This window comes from Caldalkalibacillus uzonensis, assembly GCF_030814135.1.
GTDB classification, from domain to species: Bacteria; Bacillota; Bacilli; order Caldalkalibacillales; family Caldalkalibacillaceae; genus Caldalkalibacillus; species Caldalkalibacillus uzonensis.
In genome coordinates, this window is sequence record NZ_JAUSUQ010000009.1 from 1 (window position 1) to 19,763 (window position 19,763).

Consider the following 19,763-nt stretch of genomic DNA (forward strand, 5'->3'; position numbering starts at 1 on the left):
TTTCATCCATTTTGTTAATTCCCTACCGCGCTTCCGCTTGGGGGCCTTTTCATCCAGTTAACGGCTTTGCCATTACCTGTATGAAAAGGGAAATAAATCTCCAACAAATATTTTACTCATACCAAAGGTGTCTAAGCGGGACTCGTTCACATATGCCCTTCCTTCAATTGTTTCCAAATCCTTTGGGCAGCGATAATTCCCCAAACGATACCGGCCAAAGGAATCACAAGGGTAACGATAAGCACTGAACCAATGTTTAACTCATCTAAGACAATACTTAACACGATCAGTAACAGACCCGCCAAGACCATAGCCAAGCTCATTCTTTTATTAAACACCTGGTTTACTTCCTGGGAACGATGACCCGGCCACCAGGGGATATTGACAGGCAAGTGGCTGCGGTAAAAAAGTAATCCTAACAATACAAAAAACAAACCTATTAATAGATCAACACCGATCCGGAGCCACCATGTGTGTGAATCAGTGCCAGGCATATTCCAATATATGACGTAAGCCTGTATGCTAATAAACATGACTGTTAAAAACACTTTAAGAAAGGCAAATAGGCGGGCCATTTCCTGTTTTTGTTTCCCGGTTAGTCCCCCGCTCTCTCCGCCATTCTGCTGAGCGTCTTCTTCAGAGTCAGTCTGAAAATAATACATCCAAGAAAGCGCCAGCCAGTGCATGAGATTATTAAACAGGACAAGCCCCATGCCCAATACTGGGATAAACCACAGGGTAAAGGATGAGGATTCATAACGAGTAGGCTCACCGGAAGGATTGAAATGAACGGCAATCTTCTCAGGTAACATAGGCCGAAAAAGAACTCCTGTCACCAGTGCAGCCAAAAGAAGCAGATATAACACCACATCCAATGCAGAGATGAGCGGCGGCCGCTCAGGAGCTTGCGTCCTATAATGATTTGTACCCATAACTTGCACTCCTTCTTTAAGGATAAAGGTATACTTTAAACATTTTCCTGACCAGACTTCCTAACCATTCTGCATATCCCTATTATCTGACCAAACTTTATCCGGTAAAATAAAAAAGCAACTGACGCTTGAGGATAAGCCGTTACTTTGATGACTTACTATGTTACTTTTCATGCGATCTTGATCAAGCAATAGAAATTATTTACATAATCCTGGTGAGCCCGGCAGGACTCGAACCTGCATCGACGGCTTAGGAGGCCGCTGCTCTATCCCGTTGAGCTACGGGCTCAATAATTGACCATTAAAATAGCTAACACGAGGTTATTATACCATGCTTAGAGCCTTTTGTCAGCTGGACTTATTGTTCACATTTAAATAAGATGCCAAGGCCTTACAGATTACTTATTCTTTAGATTAAAAATTTCATGCTCAAGCTGGGCAATTTTATAGTCATAAAACTTCAAATCTTCTTTTCTGACCATGTTTTCTTCTATTTGCTTCAGCCTCACTTCCATCCTTGCTGTACGTTCACCAATTTCGAGTACTGCCCGGCGAACATAAGGAAAGTCTTTGACTTTTTCCTCTATATTGGCTACTCTGTTTTCAATTTTGGCAATGTCATCCTTCGTTGCCATGTTGGCGATGTCATCCTTTGTCGCCATGTTGGCGATGTCATCCTTCGTTGCCATGTTGGCAATGTCATCCTTTGTCGCCATGTTGGCGATGTCATCCTTCGTTGCCATATTGGCAATGTCATCCTTCGTTGCCATGTTGGCGATGTCATCCTTTGTCGCCATGTTGGCGATGTCATCCTTCGTTGCCATATTGGCAATGTCATCCTTCGTTGCCATCGCCTTTTTTATGGATTCAATTTCTTGTAAAACCATATCCAATTTATCCATGAGACCAGTCTCCTCATTTCAAAAAGATTAGATTAAGAACAAATGTTCTACATATGTTTAATATAGCAAATAAATAAGAATAATTCAACGAAAATATTAAAAAAATTGCGGTCTACAACTTGTTACTAAACGGGGCTTGAATACACCTAAGGGTATTAAGTGACGTTAAGAAGTTAACACCTTCACTTCTATACGTTTATTGTTCTTGCCTTTGCTTTTCACTTTTGTGATTTGCAGAATGCCTATTTCACCTGTCTCCTTTACGTGTGTTCCTCCGCAGGCCTGCTCATCAATATCACCAATTTTTACTAAGCGAATATCCTGTACTGCTGGAGGCAAGAGACTGACCAGTGTTTTAATTACACCCGGCATTTGTTCAGCTTCTTCCCGGCTGACAACGCGGAATGACACTGGATGATTGGCCTTGATTTGCCGGTTGGTTTCAGCTTCGATCTCCTTGATTTCCTCCTCAGACAGGTCTGACAAGTTGTTGAAGTCAATACGTGCCCGGCGTTCATAAATTTGGTTACCTGTACACAACGATCCATATTTGTTGTACACTACAGCGCCCAGCACATGCAATAAAGTGTGGTGCCGCATCAGGTTGTAACGTCTTTCCCAGTCCAAAACGAGTTGCACTTGATCCTTGGCTAATCGGTTTGCATTTTTAGTATAGTGAACAATTTGCCCATTTTGCTTTTTCACCTTGTACACTTCAAACTCCTGTCCGTTCTGTACAAGAAAACCGGTATCATGCTCTTGACCCCCTCCCCCCGGGTAAAAGATAGTTTGGTCAAGGATCACTTCCTCTCCATTAATTTGAACTACTTGTGCATTACACGATTTCAGATAACTGTTTTCCAGAAACAACGCTATGGTCATGTCATTTCCCTCCTGGCCCAACAATGACTTTTTTAAAAAGATATCTTGTATAATCCAATGTTATCTTTATTTTAAACTTATCATTACCGTATATAAAGAGCGCTCCAATTGATAACTTAGCTTACAGCGAAAAGTAAGCTATAATAAGTGTAGCATAATGCAACAAAAGGTGGTGTAAAAGGTGAAGAAAATAAAAGCATTAGTGATCGCTCCCTATCCGGGATTAAAACAGCTGGCTAACACACTGGCCAAAGAACAAACATTATTTGATATAACAGTAAGGCAAGGAGATTTAGAAGAAGCAATCCCCATTGCCAAACAATTTGAAAAAGAAGGTTATGACCTGATTATCAGCCGCGGCGGAACAGCCCGGTTGTTAAGGGAACATACATCATTGCCGGTCATTGAGATACAGGTATCAGGGTATGATATTCTGCGTACGTTAACCTTGGTTAAGGATTATAATACTGGCTTTCATCTCATAGGATTCCCTAACATTTGCCAGGGATTTGTCTCAGTATCTAATTTGTTACAGATTAACATCCCCCATACCATTATCCATTCCCAGGAAGAGGTAAGACAAGCTGTTCAAACAGCCAAAGCTGGTGGGGCCCGGATCATTATAGGAGACACAATTACGTATAAAACGGCAGAGGAATACGGCCTGCAAGGAATACTGATTACGTCAGGCAAAGAGTCGCTATTAGAGGCATTTGAACAAGCAAGACAAACCTATGATATTATTGAAAACATGACTAAAAAGGTGCAAGCCTATGCACAATTACTGCAAAGGACAAAAGAACCCATTATCATTTATGATCAACAAGGAATCATTCAATTGGCCAACCCATCGTTTAAGAAAATGTTGCCTGCAATTGATGAAGAAGACATGAAAGGTTCTTCTGTTTATACCTATTTGCCGTTTTTAAAGCATATTGATACACATTCAAATCAAAAAACAGAAGCTCAAGAAACTTCACATATGATAACGATTAATGGGCAAATGATTGAAGTTAACAAAGGAAGCTTAGAGTTGGCCCAGGGTAGCAAACAGTACTATTTAAGATTTTCTACTCAGTTAAATCATTCAAATGGGAAGCATGCTATATCCATCATGACAACCACACCCGCCATTAGCTCTTTTTCCCAAATTCTCGGTACCAGCCAAGCCATAAAAAATGTGATTGAACAAGGGCAAAGCCTGGCACAACAAACCGGCCCAATTGCATTGTACGGTGAAAACGGAACAGGAAAGAAAACATTAGCTGGTATTATCCATAGTTCCGGCCTGCAACAAGAGGGAGACTTTTTACTGATCCGCATCAATCATGATTCTCAGGAGGCTATGGAACGTTTAATACAGCTATTAGGCAATATTGACTTGGGAACACTTGCAATACAAGGAATTGAGTGTTTGGCAATCAACAAGCAAGAGAAAATTACAGCGGCGATTGAGACGAAAAAGTGCCAGGTTATTTTTATATTCACCGAAAGTCCACTTGATTTACTTCAAAAGAAAAAATTGTCTCCTGAACTGGCTAAGCAAGTTAAGAAGAGGCAGATCAGATTGCCTTCGCTCAAAGAACACTTGGAAGATTTGAACGAATATATTAGGATGTTTATCGCCCAATATAATGTGAAATTTGGGAAGCAAATTGTAGGTATTCGTGATCAGGCATTAAACCTGCTTTATGAACATTCTTGGCCAGGAAATTTGAGTGAATTAAGCGATGTGATCGCCAAGGCGGTCCATTCAGCCACTGGAGAGTATATCGATCAAAATGACCTTGTCCCTCATCTACAAGCGATTGATCATTGTGGTGATTTAGAAAAAGTGCCCATTGATTTGAATAAGCCATTGGCAGAAATCGAAAAAGATATTATTACGAGAGTATTACAGGAAGAAAATATGAACCAAACCCGAGCCGCTCAGAGACTGGGGATCAATCGAAGCACTTTATGGCGAAAACTAAAATAACGTTGCATATTGCAACGTTATTTTAGTTCTTTTAATTTTTTCATAAAAAACTATTGTTTTATATAACAATTTTTATTAAAATCAAAGTGAAAGCGCTTAGAAAAATAGATATGAGCATAAAATGTTTTATTTTGCAACAAAGCAATTAGTTTAAAGGGGGTAGTCACATGAAGATCAAGGCAACACTTGATCGGATTCCTGGCGGGATGATGGTTGTACCGTTGTTGTTAGCGGCAACCATTAATACCTTTGCACCGGATCTGCTTAGAATTGGAGGCTTTACAGAAGCGCTATTTGTTAATGGTGCAAGCGCTTTAATCGCCCTGTTTTTGCTTTGTGCAGGGGCTCAAATTAACTTAAGAAATATAGGCGTCGCTATTGGAAAAGGCACCACCCTGCTGGTTGTTAAGTGGGTTGTCGGTGCTGCTGTAGGATTACTTGCTTATATCATGGCTGGACCAAATGGTTTGTTTTTGGGCTTGGCGCCTATTGCCATCATTGCCGCTATGACTAACAGCAACGGCGGTCTGTACATGGCCATTGTCGGACAGTACGGTAAAGAAGATGATAAGGCAGCTTACTCTATCTTAGCCCTAAACGACGGACCTTTCCTAACCATGGTGGCGCTGGCCATCTTTGGGGCGATGGGCTTTGTTGACGGCATGTTCCCTGTAACCGCGTTTATCTCTGTCTTACTCCCGGTTGTTGTTGGAATGATCTTAGGTAACTTCGACTCTGAAATGAGGGATTTCTTGGCAAAAGGAAGCGATATGCTGATTCCGTTCTTTGCCTTTGCTTTGGGAATGGGCATTAACTTTGAAGCCATCATCCAGGGTGGTTTGAGCGGTGTCATGTTAGGTGTAGCCACCGTGCTGCTAACTGGAACTGCAGGCTATCTGGTCTTTAAAGCTTTTGGGTGGAATCCTATCGTCGGAGCAGCAGAAGGTTCTACGGCAGGTAATGCAGTGGCCACTCCAGCTGCTATAGCTGCGGCCAATGCATCTTTTGCCAGTGTGGCTGATCTGGCTACGGTCCAGGTGGCAGCCAGCACCGTAACCACAGCCATTTTATTACCCATTTACATTGCCTTCCTGGTTAAACGCTTAGAAAAGAAAAACAAGCTGCAGCAATACTATCAATCAGCAAATTAGTCTGTAAGGCCCAGGTCCATGGCTTGGGCTTTACCCCATTTAATGAGGTGATCCATGCATGAAAATCGCAATCATTGCTGACGATTTAACAGGAGCCAATGATAGCGGGGTTCAACTGGCCCGCTATGGTTTAAAAACATCTGTATTGCTTGATCCCCAGCCGGGGCACTGGGTGAGCAGTGATGCCGTCGTAATAGATACAGACAGCCGTTCAGTTTGTGCAGAAGAAGCTTATCGACGAGTAAAAGCTGCAGCCCAGATGGTTAAAGCATATCATCCGATTATCTATAAAAAAATAGATTCTACGCTGAGAGGGAATATTGGAGCTGAGATAGACGCCGTCTATGATGCCATTCAACCCGCTTTTGTCGTGATCGCTCCCGGCTATCCCCAAAACGGGAGAACCGTGAGCAATGGATATCATTATTTACATGGCACATTATTGCATGAAACTGAGATTTCAAGAGATCCCAAGAGTCCTGTACGGGAATCTTATATCCCCGCCTTACTTGCCAGCCAGACCAAAAGGCCAGTGGGACTGATTACTCGTAAGACCTTGCAACTTGGGTTTGAGGAGTTTAAAAACAAGCTGGATGAATGGCGCTTAAAGGAAACACCTTATATTGTTTTTGACTCTGAAACAGAAGAAGATCTGCAAAATCTGGCACAATATGTGCATGATATAGATGAAGCAGTGGTATGGGTTGGTTCTGCGGGTTTGGCCAATCACTTGCCAGAAATCTATCACTGGCAGAGGCCAAAAAAAGAGATCATGATCCCGGAAAATCAAGATCCCGTGTTATTTGTCGTGGGAAGTGTCAGCCAAGTTTCAAGAAAACAGTTAGACCGCGCTTTAGCCTTGTCTGACGTCAAGGGAATACAACTTCATTCTTTACAACTGGTGAGAGGAAATAAATGCCGTTCGGAGGAAACCGAAAGAGCCCTGCAGCAAGCCAAGCAGTGGGCTGAACAGGGATATCATATCGCCCTCTATTCCTCTGCCTCTCCCCATGAGGTGAAACAAGCACAAGAAGAAGGTAAAACAAGAGGATTAACCCCTGCGGACGTCGGCAATCTGATCAGTGAAAGCCTGGGAATGGTTGCCTCTAAGCTGATCCAATTAGGTTACTTTAAGGGCATGTTGCTGACAGGTGGAGATACGGCCAGACAAGTATGTAACAATCTTGGCGTCAAGGGATTCGAATTGCTGGATGAACTGGAAACCGGAGTGCCAATAGGTACATTAATCAATGGTCTAAACCAGTATGTGATCACAAAAGCGGGGGCCTTTGGTTCTGAACATACTTTTATTCGTGCAATCAAACGATTACAAGGAGTAGATGCAAAATGAAACCTGTGATAGGCATTACCATGGGGGACGCTGCCGGCATAGGACCGGAAATTATTGTTAAAGCGCTGAAAGATGTATCAATCTATGAGCAATGTCAACCTGTTGTGATTGGGGATGCCAAAATTTTAGAAAGGGCCAATCAAATCACAAACTCGGGATTAACGATTAGACCGATCTCAAACCTCCAGGAAGCAGCCTGCCGTTATGGTACCATTGATTGCATTGATTTGGATTTACTTCCACCCGACTTACCTTTTGGCAAGGTATCTGCAGCAGCTGGCGACGCAGCTTTTCAATATGTCAGTCATGCCATCGAGCTGGCCAAAAAAGGTGAGATTCAGGCGATCTGCACCGCTCCCCTCAATAAAGAGGCACTGCATAAAGGAGGGCACATGTACCCGGGCCATACAGAAATATTGGCTGATTTAACAGGCACCGAAGATTATGCCATGATGCTCTCATCACCAAAGCTTAAAGTGATTCACATCACCACGCATGTGGGCTTAATTAAAGCCATTGAAATGATCAATCCAGAGCGGACATATAAGGTCATTAAATTGGCACATGAAACCCTGACAAAGGCAGGAAAAGAATATCCAAGCATTGCTGTCTGCGGAATCAATCCTCATGCCGGTGAAAATGGCTTGTTTGGTAATGGTGAGGAAGAAGAAAAACTACTGCCTGGTATCCGCAAGGCCCAATCAGAAGGAATCAATGTATCTGGCCCGCATCCGGCGGATACACTCTTCTTCCGTGCAGGACGTGGTGATTTTGATATTGTGGTTGCCTGTTATCACGATCAAGGACACGGGCCTATAAAAGTACTTGGTCTGGAAGCAGGTGTTAATATTACTGTTGGATTAAAAGGGGGCATTATCCGTACATCTGTTGATCATGGGACTGCTTTTGATATTGCAGGGAAAAATATAGCTGATGAACGCAGTATGATTGAAGCTATTCGGGTGGCTGTAGAATTAGCTCCGAAAAGTTAGTTCAAATATGAGACAGAATATGTACGTAACGCCTTAAGGAAATTGATCGTCCAGGATCTCATGGATATTGTTCTAGACCGATGCCATTTGGTCGGGCGGCATGCCGCAAAATTGGTATCTTGGCATCGGTCTTTGGAAAAGTTCGCATTCCCCATTTTCACAAGTTGAACTTTGTTCACTTACCAGAATGGCCAGGCGGTCAAACTCTCTGGCTAACCTACCAGTTCTTGGTACAATTGCTCTTATCCAACGTTAAATTAGCCCTCAAGGCAAGTCCGATAGGTTAGAATACCATTGTCTTCTTCCTCTAAAATGTCTCCCCGTTCGACTAGGAGATCTAAATGACCTGCCGTCTCAGAAACTGTTAACATGGGCTCCGATTGATATTTAGTCGGAAACAGGGCCTGCACAATTTCAAAACCGCTTTTCGGACCGTCTTGAATAATCTCCTTGATATCCTGGGCCCGTTTTTGTGCATGATTCAGCCGTTCACTGACCAATTGCGGTACATTTTCCACCGGCTCACCATGGCCGGACAGGACGATGTCAATCGGCATATGTGCACATTTTATCAGGTTTTCATGATATTGCATCAGGGGCTTCACTCGTGGTTGATCAGGATCAGCCGGAGGTTCAATCAGGGCGTTAGACGAGATGTGTTTGATGATATGGTCACCACCGATCAACACTTTATCGGAGGCCCGGTAGAAGGAAATGTGGCTTTGGGCATGACCTTTCGTTTCGATCACACGCCACCCCGGTAATCCGGGCACACGATCACCTTCAAGCAGCTCCCCATCCAGATCCGTATGGCAGGAATACTTATCCATCATTTTGAGAGCTAGATAGACCCCACCTCTCAATTCAGCTGGTACGCCGAAACGCTCTAAAAAGGTGGTGTAAAAGCGAAGGTACCAGTCCGCAAACTTCTTATCTTGACGCAGCCAGACACGGCAGTTGGGGTGGCCATAGACAGGCACCGGATTGTCCAGCAAAATGCGGTCTAATAAACCGACATGATCCACATGATGGTGGGTTAAGACAATTTGTTCAAGATCATGGATGCTGTACCCTCTTGTGGACAGCTCCTGCTTTAACAGATCAAAATTTTCGGCAGTATTGGGTCCGGTATCAATCAAAGTCAGCTTTTCGCCTTGAACCAGATATACATTGACCGGTCCAACAGGAAAAGGCGTTGGCAGCTCAATTCTCTCCACCCCATCCACTTTCTTTTTTGTTACAGGTTTCATGTTATAACCTCCTAGATATGAATGACTACTCACTCAGAATTAATTCGAAATATTTTTTAAAAAATCCTGCCCAAAAATATACATCATCACTCGTATACATTCACCGGCGGCTGACAACTTGCACTTGTTTCCTACTATTGTTCGTAATTTGAAAGCGGAGTTGAAAAACTGCCCGGGGTTTATCTCCAAAAGTTGGAATAACCGTCGTTCGAACATCAAACCTGCTTTGGCTCTCAATATGCCCCCGTCGTCTCCTTGCTTTATTTTTTCTACATACTCTTACATGCGAGAAGCAATCCACTGATAAAAAAGATGATTGAACTAATATAAAAAATAATATAAACGGTGAAATAATCTGATAAAAATCCACCGAGTATGATGGCAAAAGCAGAGAAGATAGATGTCCAAAAATGATAATGGCCTATTTTCATTCCTCTTTCCAGGCCGTCCGTCAATTCTGCTAAGAGTATTTTTTCTCCATGTTTTTGCAGCGCCCCAAACAATCCAAGAATAACTTGGATGAAGTATACTTGGAAGACACTATTGATATGTGGAAAAAATAATAGGACAGCTGCTATTCCCCAAGCATTGATGATTAACAAGTAATAATGATTGACTCTCCTGGACAAGCGGCCTATTACTGGATGAATCAGAGCCGCGCTTAAGCCAAATATGCCATAGGCTAACCCAAATTGAGCATAGCTTGTGCCAACATTTTTGATAAACAGGATGTAAAAGGGGAAAATGAGGCTGCTGGCAAAGAAAACACTGCTTTGAGTAATGATTAACCATTTGAGTTTAATTGTTTCCATCTATTTATACCCTTCGTAAAAAAAGTTAGTAAACAGCTCATCTGGATCATATCTGAGTTTCTTTTGAAAAAATTCATCTGTTCTAGGGTACGCTTTAAGCATTTGTTCCTTTGTAGGGTAAGGCATGTAAGGAAGATAATAGCTGCCATGATGATCAAGCGTGATATCTATCATTTTCTGTATTACCCTAGTGGCTTCCTCCTGTTCCTTACCCGATAAACCATGATTAATCAGCAGCACAAGGGCAAACATATCATCCTTAGCGTAGGACAACACAGCCTCTTCATTTTTTTGGACATAGCGTATGGTGATGTTAACTACATTTAAATCTTCTTCACTAAGAAGCTCCCTTAAAGCATCTATATAAGCTGGAAATTGATTAATGGGAATGAAATATTCTTGCAGGACATCGGTCTTGCTTTGATGTTCATATTCTAAAAACTTTGATTCTGAACGCATCACATTATTTCGAGTCACCAAAGAACCATTGGTACTCATAAAATAGCTTTTTTGCATATCCCAGAATATATTTTTTCCCCAATCAAACTTCCGGGATAAACCCAGCATCAATTTAGTGATCCAGGTATGTTGATCCTCTTTAAGCTGATTATATTCACCTAGCTTTTTTTGGATTTCTTCAGAGGCTAAAACATAATCCGTTACATACATCTCCGTTAAGAACGAATCAGGGGCTGTAGAAATTCTCGCCAGGTGCATGCGCACATCAGGATTATCTTTGACTTCTTCTTTAAAGTATTGGGCATACTCCTTATAATCCATGACTTTTGTTTGCATCTCATAAAGTTCATCATTGGTCAGTTCTATATCTACATCTAAAATCACCCCAAACAGCCCGTATCCGCCTATCACAAGAGGGAATAACTCTTTATTCTCTTCACGACTTACCTGAATAATTTCTCCTTCAGCATTGATCAGCCTAAAGGATGTAATGGTATCAATAAGAGAGCCATAACGAATGTCTCGTCCATGGGCATTAGCACTCATCGACCCGCCAATGGTAAATATATTTTGTGATTGCATGACTTTTACGGCTAAACCGTAGGGATTAATGACCTGTTGAATATCATCCCAGGTCGCACCGCTCTGAACTCTAATCGTCTTCTTCTCCTGATTAAAATCCAGTATTCTATTATACTCCGTCATATCTAGCACAACTGCATCCTTATAGTAGGTATGCCCACCCATACTATGTCGTTGTCCTGCTATTGATATTTTCAAACCTTTTTGTTTAGCTTCTTGAATGACTTGAAGTATAGCTTCTTCTTCCTTCTCCTTCACGATCTTCATCACTTTAACTGGCATTAATCTGCTTACATCTGTCATGATTAGCTCGTCCTGTTCTCTATGTCCATTAATGGAAAGTATAAAAAATAATATGTAGACACTCGTACATAATAAAAGGACCAGCTTCAATTTCTTGGATATCACTATTTTCGAACTCCTTATGACATCGACTGATGCACACACTTATCAGCCACAGTATCAATTACTTGTTCACCATGTACAGAGTGTGTGGTTTATATATTGGTCTTGAAAACATTATAATATACTTATTTATCTTATTCTGTTAACACCCCTGTTTCTTTATAGTATTTTTCAGCTCCTGGATGAAGCGGAATGCCAGCTAAGTCTGTTGTTGCTTGGTTAATATCAAACTGTTCTACAATTGGATGGGCTGATTCTAGTTTTTCTACGTTTTCCCACATCGTTTTCACTAAATTGTATATCACTTCCTCATCAACTGAGGCATCGGCAATCAGCATCATTTTAATGGCCAAGGTTTCTACATCTTCATCTTGGTTGTCATAGGTTCCAGCCGGAATCACGAAATCTGAGTACCAGGGGTATTTTTCCATTAATGAGGCCCGTATCTCAGGATCAATACCAATTAATTTTCCTCCGGCGGTGGACGTCATTTCGGTCACGGCTGCTGTAGGGAGACCAGCCTGAATTAATGCCCCATCAATCTGATTATTTCTCATCAGATCAATTGCTTCCGTAAAACCTACAAAATTGGCCTGGATGTCATCCGGGTAGTTTAATCCATATTCAGTGAGAATAATGCTGGATTCGACTTCAGGCGTGCTTCCGCTGGCACCTGGCGCAAAGCGTTTCCCTTTAATGTCAGCTATTGATCCGATCCCCGCCTCTGCACGGACAACAAATTGGTTCGGGTTATAATATAATCCAGCTATGATTCTCACGTCATCATATTGTCTTCCTTCAAATGAACGTTCACCATGGTAGGCTTCCCAAATAATCCCCACTGTGGCAAACGAGATATCTGCTTCCCCATCTTTCAGCAGGTTTAGATTATGTACCCCACCATTAGATGCTTGGGCACTCACTTGATAGCCCAATTCTTCATGCCATAAATTGGCCATGGCTGAACCTAGAGGGTAAATGGTACCCGTTGTGGAAGCTGTCGGAAATTGCAAACTCACTGATGAACCATCGCTTCCGGTTTCCGAATCTCCACATCCGGTTAGCATGATCATTAAAACGATCACACTTGCCATTAAGATTAATAACTTCTTGTTCATTTTGATCCCCCTCAATCTATATTATTTTTATTTTATTTCTCAAATAGGACCTGTTCCAAGCCCTATTTAAGTCACCACTTCATGGTACTTGGTCAAACTGTTCATCTTTCAACTGAAAATTATTTTTTTGATATATTTGCAGTGCTAAAACGACAACAAATAATACAACACCCGCTATATCAAATAGAAATGATGGTTCGATTAAGCAAAATGCTGCTAATAATAATACCAACCTTTGAGCATGAGTTGTTTGCTTTAATAGCCATCCTTGACTTGCCCCAGCAAGAGAAAGGACCCCGATTGTAGCAGTAATAATAGGGATCATACTTTCAGTTATATGCTCTGAACGAAGCAGTATTTCAGGATGATAGATAAACATAAAAGGCATAATAAAGCCCGTTAATCCCAGTCTTAGTGCAACGAGTGAGGTTTGAGTTTGATCAGCATTTGCTATTCCTGCAGCGATATACGATGAGAGGGCTACAGGCGGTGTAATGTTTGATAAACAGGCATAAATCAGCACAAACATATGAGCAGCTATGGCCGGAACCTCCAACTCAATTAAGACTGGTGCCGCAACAGCAGCGACAATAACATATGCTGCAACGCCAGGAACACCCATACCTAAGATGATGCTGAGGATCATCACAAACAGTGCGGCTAAAAATAACTGATCTCCGGCAAATTTTAGAATGCCGTAGCCAAAGCTTAATCCCAGTCCTGTTAAAGAAACGGTTCCCACGATCACGCCAATAATCACACAAGCGACTCCGACACTGACAGCACTTTTAGCTCCTTCTTCAAATGCTTGAATGATCTCTTTGAGCCCCATTCTGGTCTTTCTTCTTAACCAGCTGGCTAGCACAGTAGCTATGATAGAAAAAACAGCTGCATATAAAGGTGTGTAGCCTAAAAGTAATAAAACAATCAGCGTCACTAAGGGGATGCTAAGATGGCCCTCCTCTTTCAAAACCTGTTTGACTTTGGGTATATTTTCCTTCGAGATTCCTTTTAGGCCCGTCTTCCTGGCTTCAAAATGTACGGCCATAATGAGCGTCAGAAAATAGAGGAAAGCCGGTACTACAGCGGCCAGCATCACAGTTGTATACGGAACACCCAAAAACTCGGCCATGATAAATCCTGCTGCTCCCATGATCGGCGGTGCAAACTGGCCCCCGGTTGAAGCGGCTGCTTCAACAGCGGCTGCAAATTTACGCTTGTATCCATTTTTAATCATCATGGGAATTGTAATAGAACCTGTTGTGGCTACATTGGCTAGTGCACTTCCATTAACCATCCCCATCAGACTGCTGGCAATAACGGACACTTTAGCTGGTCCTCCAGGGCTACGTCCAGCTATGGTTAAAGCAAGATTATTAATGAACCGGCTAAACCCACTTATCTTTAAGAATGATCCGAATAGGATGAACATAAAAACGAAAGTAGCCGAAACACCTGCTCCTATTCCTAATAAACCTTGGCCGCCCCAAAATAAATGTTCAACAATCCGCTTCCAGCTAAATCCGACATGACCAAGGATACCTGGCAAGTAACTTCCGGCAAAATTATAGAGAAGAAAAACGGCCGCAAGGATAGCCAAACTCCTGACCGTTCTCCTGGCTGCTTCAAATACGATCAAAATACCCAATACGGCAAAGAGATAATCAAGTGGCAGCAGGTATCCTCCCCTAAGGGCTATTTCACTATAATTGAGAATAAGATAACCAAAAGATGCAGCACCCGCCAGCAGACAGATACAATCCCACCATGTGGGTCTATGTAAGGAATAGGCGGGTTTTTTTCCCGCAGGGAATAATAAAAAAACCATCACAAGTAAGAAAATAATATGCCAAGACCGAAGGATAATTGCATCTAAAACGCCAAAACTTGAAACATACAATTGAAATAGTCCCCATATCACAGATAGAGCTGTTATGATAACAGCCATTATTCCCATATATTGACGCATACGCGTATCTCCTTCATATTTATAAGGGAGTTCTTCCGAAATTTCACCTGAGTTAATCGTTTTTGGTGTGTTCATAGATGCCTTCCTTTCTGTTGCTTTATATACCCAGTACTCATACTGTTTTACTGTGATGTGATAAATTATTATTAAGTAGAAATGATATCCTTTTCCCTTTAGTATGTCAACAATATTTCGAAATATATATGGTGTTGTATATCTGAATTCCCTGGAGAAGGTAGCAAGGGTTGCTTCTAAAGTTTCAAGTGGAAACAAGATAATAACCCGGTCTTTTTTAAACTTTGATAGACCGGGCCACAACACACATCTCTATAAGTTATTTCCATGATGAAAAGAATATAAATTATACTTAAAACGTCTCCAAGCGCACGCGGCTGCCCCGGCCGCTGGGTTCGGCCGGCTCAACAATCAGTTTGCGGGGCAAACGGGCCCTTAGTTCAGGCACATGGCTGATCACTCCGACGGACATTTGGGCAGAATGCAGTTTTTCCAAGGCAGACACCACGGTATCCAACAGCTCCTGGTCCAGGGTGCCAAATCCTTCATCCAGGAAGAAAAACTGCAAGGGGTACTGTCCGCGCAATTGAATGGATGCTGACAGGGACAAAGCAAGGGCCAGAGAAGTAAGGAACGTCTCTCCCCCGGATAAACTGGACACAGGCCGCTTCACGCCTCCGTTGGCATCATCCCGAATAACGAATCCGCCTGCGGAATCGACTTCAATGGCATACCGTCCCCGCGTCAAGTTCTTCAGCCGTTCCGAGGCATCCCGGCTGACCTGTATCAGCTGTTCTTCGGCCAGGTATTCCACGAAGGCATTGCCCCGCAGCACCGACTGCAGCTTGTCGTATTGTTCACCAAGGACAGTCAGTTCTTGTTCTCTCTTCTGAAGCTCTTTATAGCGCGCATGTTTTTTCTGTAACTCGTTCAGCATCTCCAGGGCCGCTCCTCTGGCTTCACGGGCCTCATCGACCTTCTGTTTAGCCTCATTTAACCTGCGAATGGCAGCTTGCCATTCTTCTTCACTCAAGCTCCGTCCGTCCAGTTGCTGTTCCAGTTTTTGAATTGAAGCAACGAGCTGCTTTTTGGTATCATAATGGTCCTCAATCGTTTGCTTATAAGCACTTAGCTCTTGCTCTGGCAAAACCGCTTCCTGCACAGCAGCAAGATTTTCAAAGCAAGATTGGGCTTGTTTTTCCTGCCATACAGCTTCGGCCTTGTGCCACCTTTCTTGGGCCGTTTCCAAAGCCTGATTAGCAGTGGCCAGTTGCTTCTCAGCTTCCTGCCACGCTTGCTGGGCTTGTTCATATACCGATCGAGTCTGTTGTTCCTCGTGGACCAAGCGTAGTAGTTGCTGATCCACTTCGTCCATCAATGGCTGGACATCACGTCCGTTGGTGATCCACTTCAGCTGAGCTTGAAGATCTTGTATAGTTTCGCTTTTACTTGTCAGCTTTGACTGAAGCTCTGCCAGCTTGACATCCAGCCGGTTGAGATTTTGGGACAGCAAGTTAATATTTTGCTCTTTTTCTTCCAAGAACGGCACACTTTTCTCCAGACGTTGGCGCAAGTCCTCTGCCTCTTTCTCCAATTGGCTGACTCGCTGTTGTTCAGCTTCGATGGTCTCTAATGAAAATCCTGGATAACGCTCTTGCCAGCGGCGGGTTGCTTCTGTCAGACGATCCGTCATCTGTTTTAACTTCTGAGCAAGATGCTTGTGTTCCTCTTCTTTGGCTTGCAGGGACTGACGCTGTTTGTCACATGCCTGTTTGCTCTCCCTCCATGCTTTGACCACCTGTTTGACGAGCTGCTCATGTTGTTCCACTTGAACTCCTAAGGCAGAAACGTGTTCCTGCATTTGCCGGTAAACCTGCTCCAAATCATTCATTGAAGCAGCTGATGGAGTGGAAGCAGCCGCAATCTCGTTTTGCCCTTCCTGCCCTGCATGAAGCTGGTCGTGTGCCCTGCCTAATAACCTTTCGTTATCCGGCATGAGTTCCACTATCTGTTCGGCCATTTGCTCCAGTCTCCATTGCAGAGGGTGGAGCTGGCTTCGGGCTGCGCTGGCCTCGTGCTGCCATTCGGTCAGGCGTTTCAGCTCCCTGGCCAGATCTTCTTCTCCATCTTCCTGCTTCTCCAGAGGGGCTGGATGGTGGGTTGATCCACAAACAGGACAAGGTTTTCCTTCCTCCAGATCTTGAGCCAGCTGCCGGGCCAGATGGGCCACTTTTTCCCTTTCTAGCGCTTCTTGTTTGGTCTCTATGTTCCGCTCTAGGATACCAGACAGCTGCTCTATCCGTTTTTCTTGTTCACACACTTCATCGCATAACTGCTGCGTGGCCTGAAACAGTTGCCCCAGCCGCTTGGCCTCTTGCTGCACTTGTTGATCCAGATCGCTGGCCTGTTGACGTGCTTGGCTTAAGCTTTTCTCCTTTTCCTCCTGTTCACTGAGCAGTTCACGAGCGGCCTGCTGCAGATGGCTAATCTCCCGCATCCCTTGATAGGCCTGATACACTCTTTCTTTGAGCTCAGCCGAAACTTGGCATTTAGCCAGCTGTGCTCTCAGCTCTTGCTGCCGCTCTTCTCCCCGCTTCTTCAGTTCTTTTTCCTTTTCCAACTGAGCAGCGGTTTGCTTCCGCTCTTTATCAAGCTGGTTCAGCTCCTCTTTCAGCTGCTGCTCTTCCTTGTTCAAGGCAGACAAGCGCTGTTCCATTTCTTTGGCCTGCTTCAATTGCTCCAGACGCACCGTTAATTGTGGTTCTTCCGCTCTTCTTTTGTGCTGTGCTTGTTCATAAGCGTATTTAGACTGCCCGTAAGCCGCTTTGGCCTTGTTCAGTGCCTGTTCAGCTTGCTGGTGCTTCTGTTGCCATTCCTGTACCGCTTGCCTGCTTGTTTCATATTCTGCCACATAGGGGAGCAGGGCTTGGGCTTGTTCAGCCCGTTTCAGTTCTTCCTCCAGCCGCTGGATGGTGGCGTGTTGCTCATTCAGCTTGTACAGTTCTTGCTCCAGCTCCTTTTTTTGCTGCTGCCTCTCCCAAATTTTTTGCTTGGTCCCATGGTCTTGTTCCGCCCTAGCCCGTTCTTCTTCAGCCTGCTGCAACATCTGTTCACAGGACTTTACCTTTTGCCCAGCAGCTTGCAAAGCCTCCTGGGAGGCATCTCCCAGTCCCGCCTGCTCAGCCTGCACTTCGTTCAGTTCATGTTTGACCTCCTGCAAGCGCTGATTCAGAGTGTGCCGCAGCTGGTCCCCATATTTCTCCAGGTTAAACAAGCGTTGCAACATTTGCCGCCGCTCCGCCCCTTTGAGGGAGAGGAATTCGGCAAATTTCCCCTGGGGCAACACCACAGCCCGGGTAAAGTCTTCGCTGGACAACCCTAACAGTTCATCGATTCTGCGGTTGACCTCACTCGTTTTATCAGCCAGGACGACCGGTTCATGACTGACGTCGAGCAGCCGGCAAGTCACTGTCTTGACCGTAACCTCCCCGCTGCGCTTAAAACTGCGCTCCACCCTGTAGCGCTTGGACCCCTGGGCGTTGTTGAGCTCAAAGGTAAAGGAAACAGCCAGTTGATCTTCAGCATGGTTGATGATCCCCTGTGTATTGTTCGCTGCCCGCTCTACTTTGCCGTATAAAGCCAGCGTCATGGCATCCAACAGGGACGACTTGCCGCTCCCTGTCGGACCAAAAATGCCAAACACGCCGCCTTCACACAGCCGGGAGAAATCCACTTCCTGTGCTTCCCGAAAGCTGTGTAACCCCTGCACTGTTAAGGACACGGGTCTCATGTTTCTGTCTCCTCCTTCTGTTCATTGACCAGCTCCAGAAATAAACGCACCAAGGCCTCTTCCGGTTCGGCCCCGCCGGTTTGCCGCTTATAGAAACGTTTAAACTGTTCTTCAATAGGCAGCTGGGTTTCACGTTTATATCCACTGTCTTGCTCCTGTTCCGGAAAGACGGGGCGGATATGGATAAAACCGGGATGGAGCTTCCTTAAACGGTGAATCTCTTCCAGCGACAGGGCATGCTGCACATGAACTTCCAGGTCAATCCAGGCATGCTGGTCCCGCCCTTCATCAATCCAGCGGTACACCTCATCCAACCCGTCTTCCGCCTTCCAGCGCACCAGGGGTTTGCCGCTGGAAAGGTGTATTTCACTGATCCGTGCTTCTTCTCCCGGACGTACATCCACCACCGTCACGGATTTGGCGTACCCTGCTTCGGAAAAACTGAAGGCCAAGGGAGATCCGGAATAACGGGCCGGAGCCTCAGCTTTCTTCACATCTTGAGGCCGGTGCAAATGACCCAGGGCAATGTATTGCGCGCTAGCAGGTAAGCTGGTGGTCCTTACTGTATAGGCCCCACCCACTTCGATCGGCCGTTCCGATTCCGTGGAGCTGCCTCCAGCCACATACAAATGGCTCATGGCTATGTTCACTGTACCGGCTGTAAAGTGGCGGGCCATGGTTTCAAACACCCGGCGGATACGCAGGTCATACTCATCCCGCAACAGGGTTTCACCCAACTTATCAGCCAGCAATTCATTGAGGCGGGATTCAGAGGGATAAGCCAAAGCTGCCAGGCGCAGCACTTCTCCTGCCTGCGGGACGGAAATATGCAGTACGTCTTCCGTTGGATAGCCGACAATGGTTATCCCATGCTCCCTGGCTAAGGATACCGCCGCAGATAACCGGTCAGGGTGATCATGGTTGCCAGCGATCACCACCACAGGACGGCGCCCTTTATCTGCCAGGCGCGCTATACTTTCGTAAAACAATTGCTCTGCCGCAGCAGGCGGGTTAACGGTATCAAACACATCCCCGGCCATCAGGATCACATCAATTTTTTCATCAAGCACAATCTCATACAATTCGTCTAAAAACTGTGCCTGTTCCTCCAACCGGCTGCGCCCCTCCAATGTGCGTCCCAGATGCCAGTCGGCCGTATGCAAGATGCGCACCAA

14 protein-coding genes and 1 tRNA gene are annotated in these 19,763 nt (G+C 44.5%); 4 read left to right on the top strand and 11 right to left on the bottom strand.

The genetic code is table 11. From position 1 onward, the window contains the following. Nucleotides 1-146 precede the first annotated feature (146 nt). The 4 genes from J2S00_RS12075 to J2S00_RS12090 form a co-directional block, all read right to left on the bottom strand. Entirely contained in the window at nucleotides 147-932 is a 786-nt protein-coding gene (locus J2S00_RS12075) for an SdpI family protein (protein ID WP_307340013.1), read from the bottom strand. A 213-nt stretch (nucleotides 933-1,145) separates the two neighbouring features. Then, a tRNA-Arg gene (locus tag J2S00_RS12080) sits at nucleotides 1,146-1,221 on the bottom strand. Nucleotides 1,222-1,330: 109 nt separating this feature from the next. Further along, nucleotides 1,331-1,834, bottom strand: coding sequence for a hypothetical protein (locus J2S00_RS12085; protein ID WP_307340016.1), 504 nt, complete (start codon nucleotides 1,832-1,834; stop codon nucleotides 1,331-1,333). A gap of 165 nt (nucleotides 1,835-1,999) precedes the next feature. Next, a complete protein-coding gene (locus tag J2S00_RS12090) occupies nucleotides 2,000-2,716 on the bottom strand; it encodes an alanyl-tRNA editing protein (protein ID WP_307340019.1) in 717 nt (238 codons plus the stop codon). A 181-nt stretch (nucleotides 2,717-2,897) separates the two neighbouring features. On the opposite strand from J2S00_RS12090, the gene J2S00_RS12095 reads away from it, so the two are divergent. From J2S00_RS12095 to pdxA, 4 genes are all read left to right on the top strand, one after another. Next, a complete protein-coding gene (locus tag J2S00_RS12095; RefSeq protein ID WP_307340022.1) occupies nucleotides 2,898-4,694 on the top strand; it encodes a sigma-54-dependent Fis family transcriptional regulator in 1,797 nt (598 codons plus the stop codon). Nucleotides 4,695-4,861: 167 nt separating this feature from the next. After that, a complete protein-coding gene (locus J2S00_RS12100) occupies nucleotides 4,862-5,845 on the top strand; it encodes a 2-keto-3-deoxygluconate permease (RefSeq protein ID WP_307340025.1) in 984 nt (327 codons plus the stop codon). Between the two features lie 58 nt (nucleotides 5,846-5,903). Continuing rightward, nucleotides 5,904-7,196: a four-carbon acid sugar kinase family protein gene (locus J2S00_RS12105; RefSeq protein ID WP_307340030.1), complete on the top strand. Its 1,293-nt coding sequence runs from the start codon at nucleotides 5,904-5,906 to the stop codon at nucleotides 7,194-7,196. Continuing rightward, nucleotides 7,193-8,188 (top strand): 4-hydroxythreonine-4-phosphate dehydrogenase PdxA, encoded by a 996-nt coding sequence (pdxA, locus tag J2S00_RS12110; RefSeq protein WP_307340033.1) that lies wholly within the window; start codon nucleotides 7,193-7,195, stop codon nucleotides 8,186-8,188. The genes J2S00_RS12105 and pdxA overlap by 4 nt, the downstream gene beginning before the upstream one ends. A gap of 257 nt (nucleotides 8,189-8,445) precedes the next feature. On the opposite strand, the gene J2S00_RS12115 is transcribed toward pdxA, so the two are convergent. The 7 genes from J2S00_RS12115 to J2S00_RS12145 all read right to left on the bottom strand — a co-directional run bounded on the left by J2S00_RS12115 (nucleotide 8,446) and on the right by J2S00_RS12145 (nucleotide 19,760). Continuing rightward, complete coding sequence (locus tag J2S00_RS12115; RefSeq protein WP_307340036.1) at nucleotides 8,446-9,438, bottom strand: MBL fold metallo-hydrolase; 993 nt, start codon at nucleotides 9,436-9,438, stop codon at nucleotides 8,446-8,448. Nucleotides 9,439-9,707: 269 nt separating this feature from the next. After that, complete coding sequence (locus J2S00_RS12120) at nucleotides 9,708-10,250, bottom strand: MFS transporter (RefSeq protein WP_307340039.1); 543 nt, start codon at nucleotides 10,248-10,250, stop codon at nucleotides 9,708-9,710. Continuing rightward, the gene (locus J2S00_RS12125) at nucleotides 10,251-11,696 is read right to left on the bottom strand and encodes an FAD-binding protein (protein WP_370875875.1); all 1,446 of its coding nucleotides are present in this window, start codon (nucleotides 11,694-11,696) and stop codon (nucleotides 10,251-10,253) included. It lies immediately after the preceding gene. Between the two features lie 134 nt (nucleotides 11,697-11,830). Further along, nucleotides 11,831-12,814 carry a TAXI family TRAP transporter solute-binding subunit gene (locus tag J2S00_RS12130; protein ID WP_307340041.1) on the bottom strand — a complete coding sequence of 328 codons (984 nt, stop codon included), beginning with the start codon at nucleotides 12,812-12,814 and terminating at the stop codon, nucleotides 11,831-11,833. Nucleotides 12,815-12,893: 79 nt separating this feature from the next. Further along, nucleotides 12,894-14,858, bottom strand: coding sequence for a TRAP transporter permease (locus J2S00_RS12135; protein ID WP_307340044.1), 1,965 nt, complete (start codon nucleotides 14,856-14,858; stop codon nucleotides 12,894-12,896). Between the two features lie 292 nt (nucleotides 14,859-15,150). Continuing rightward, nucleotides 15,151-18,588, bottom strand: a complete 3,438-nt coding sequence (locus tag J2S00_RS12140) for an AAA family ATPase (protein ID WP_307340047.1) — start codon at nucleotides 18,586-18,588, stop codon at nucleotides 15,151-15,153. Further along, entirely contained in the window at nucleotides 18,585-19,760 is a 1,176-nt protein-coding gene (locus J2S00_RS12145; protein ID WP_307340050.1) for an exonuclease SbcCD subunit D, read from the bottom strand. Before J2S00_RS12145 ends, J2S00_RS12140 begins: the two co-directional genes overlap by 4 nt. Nucleotides 19,761-19,763 lie beyond the last annotated feature (3 nt).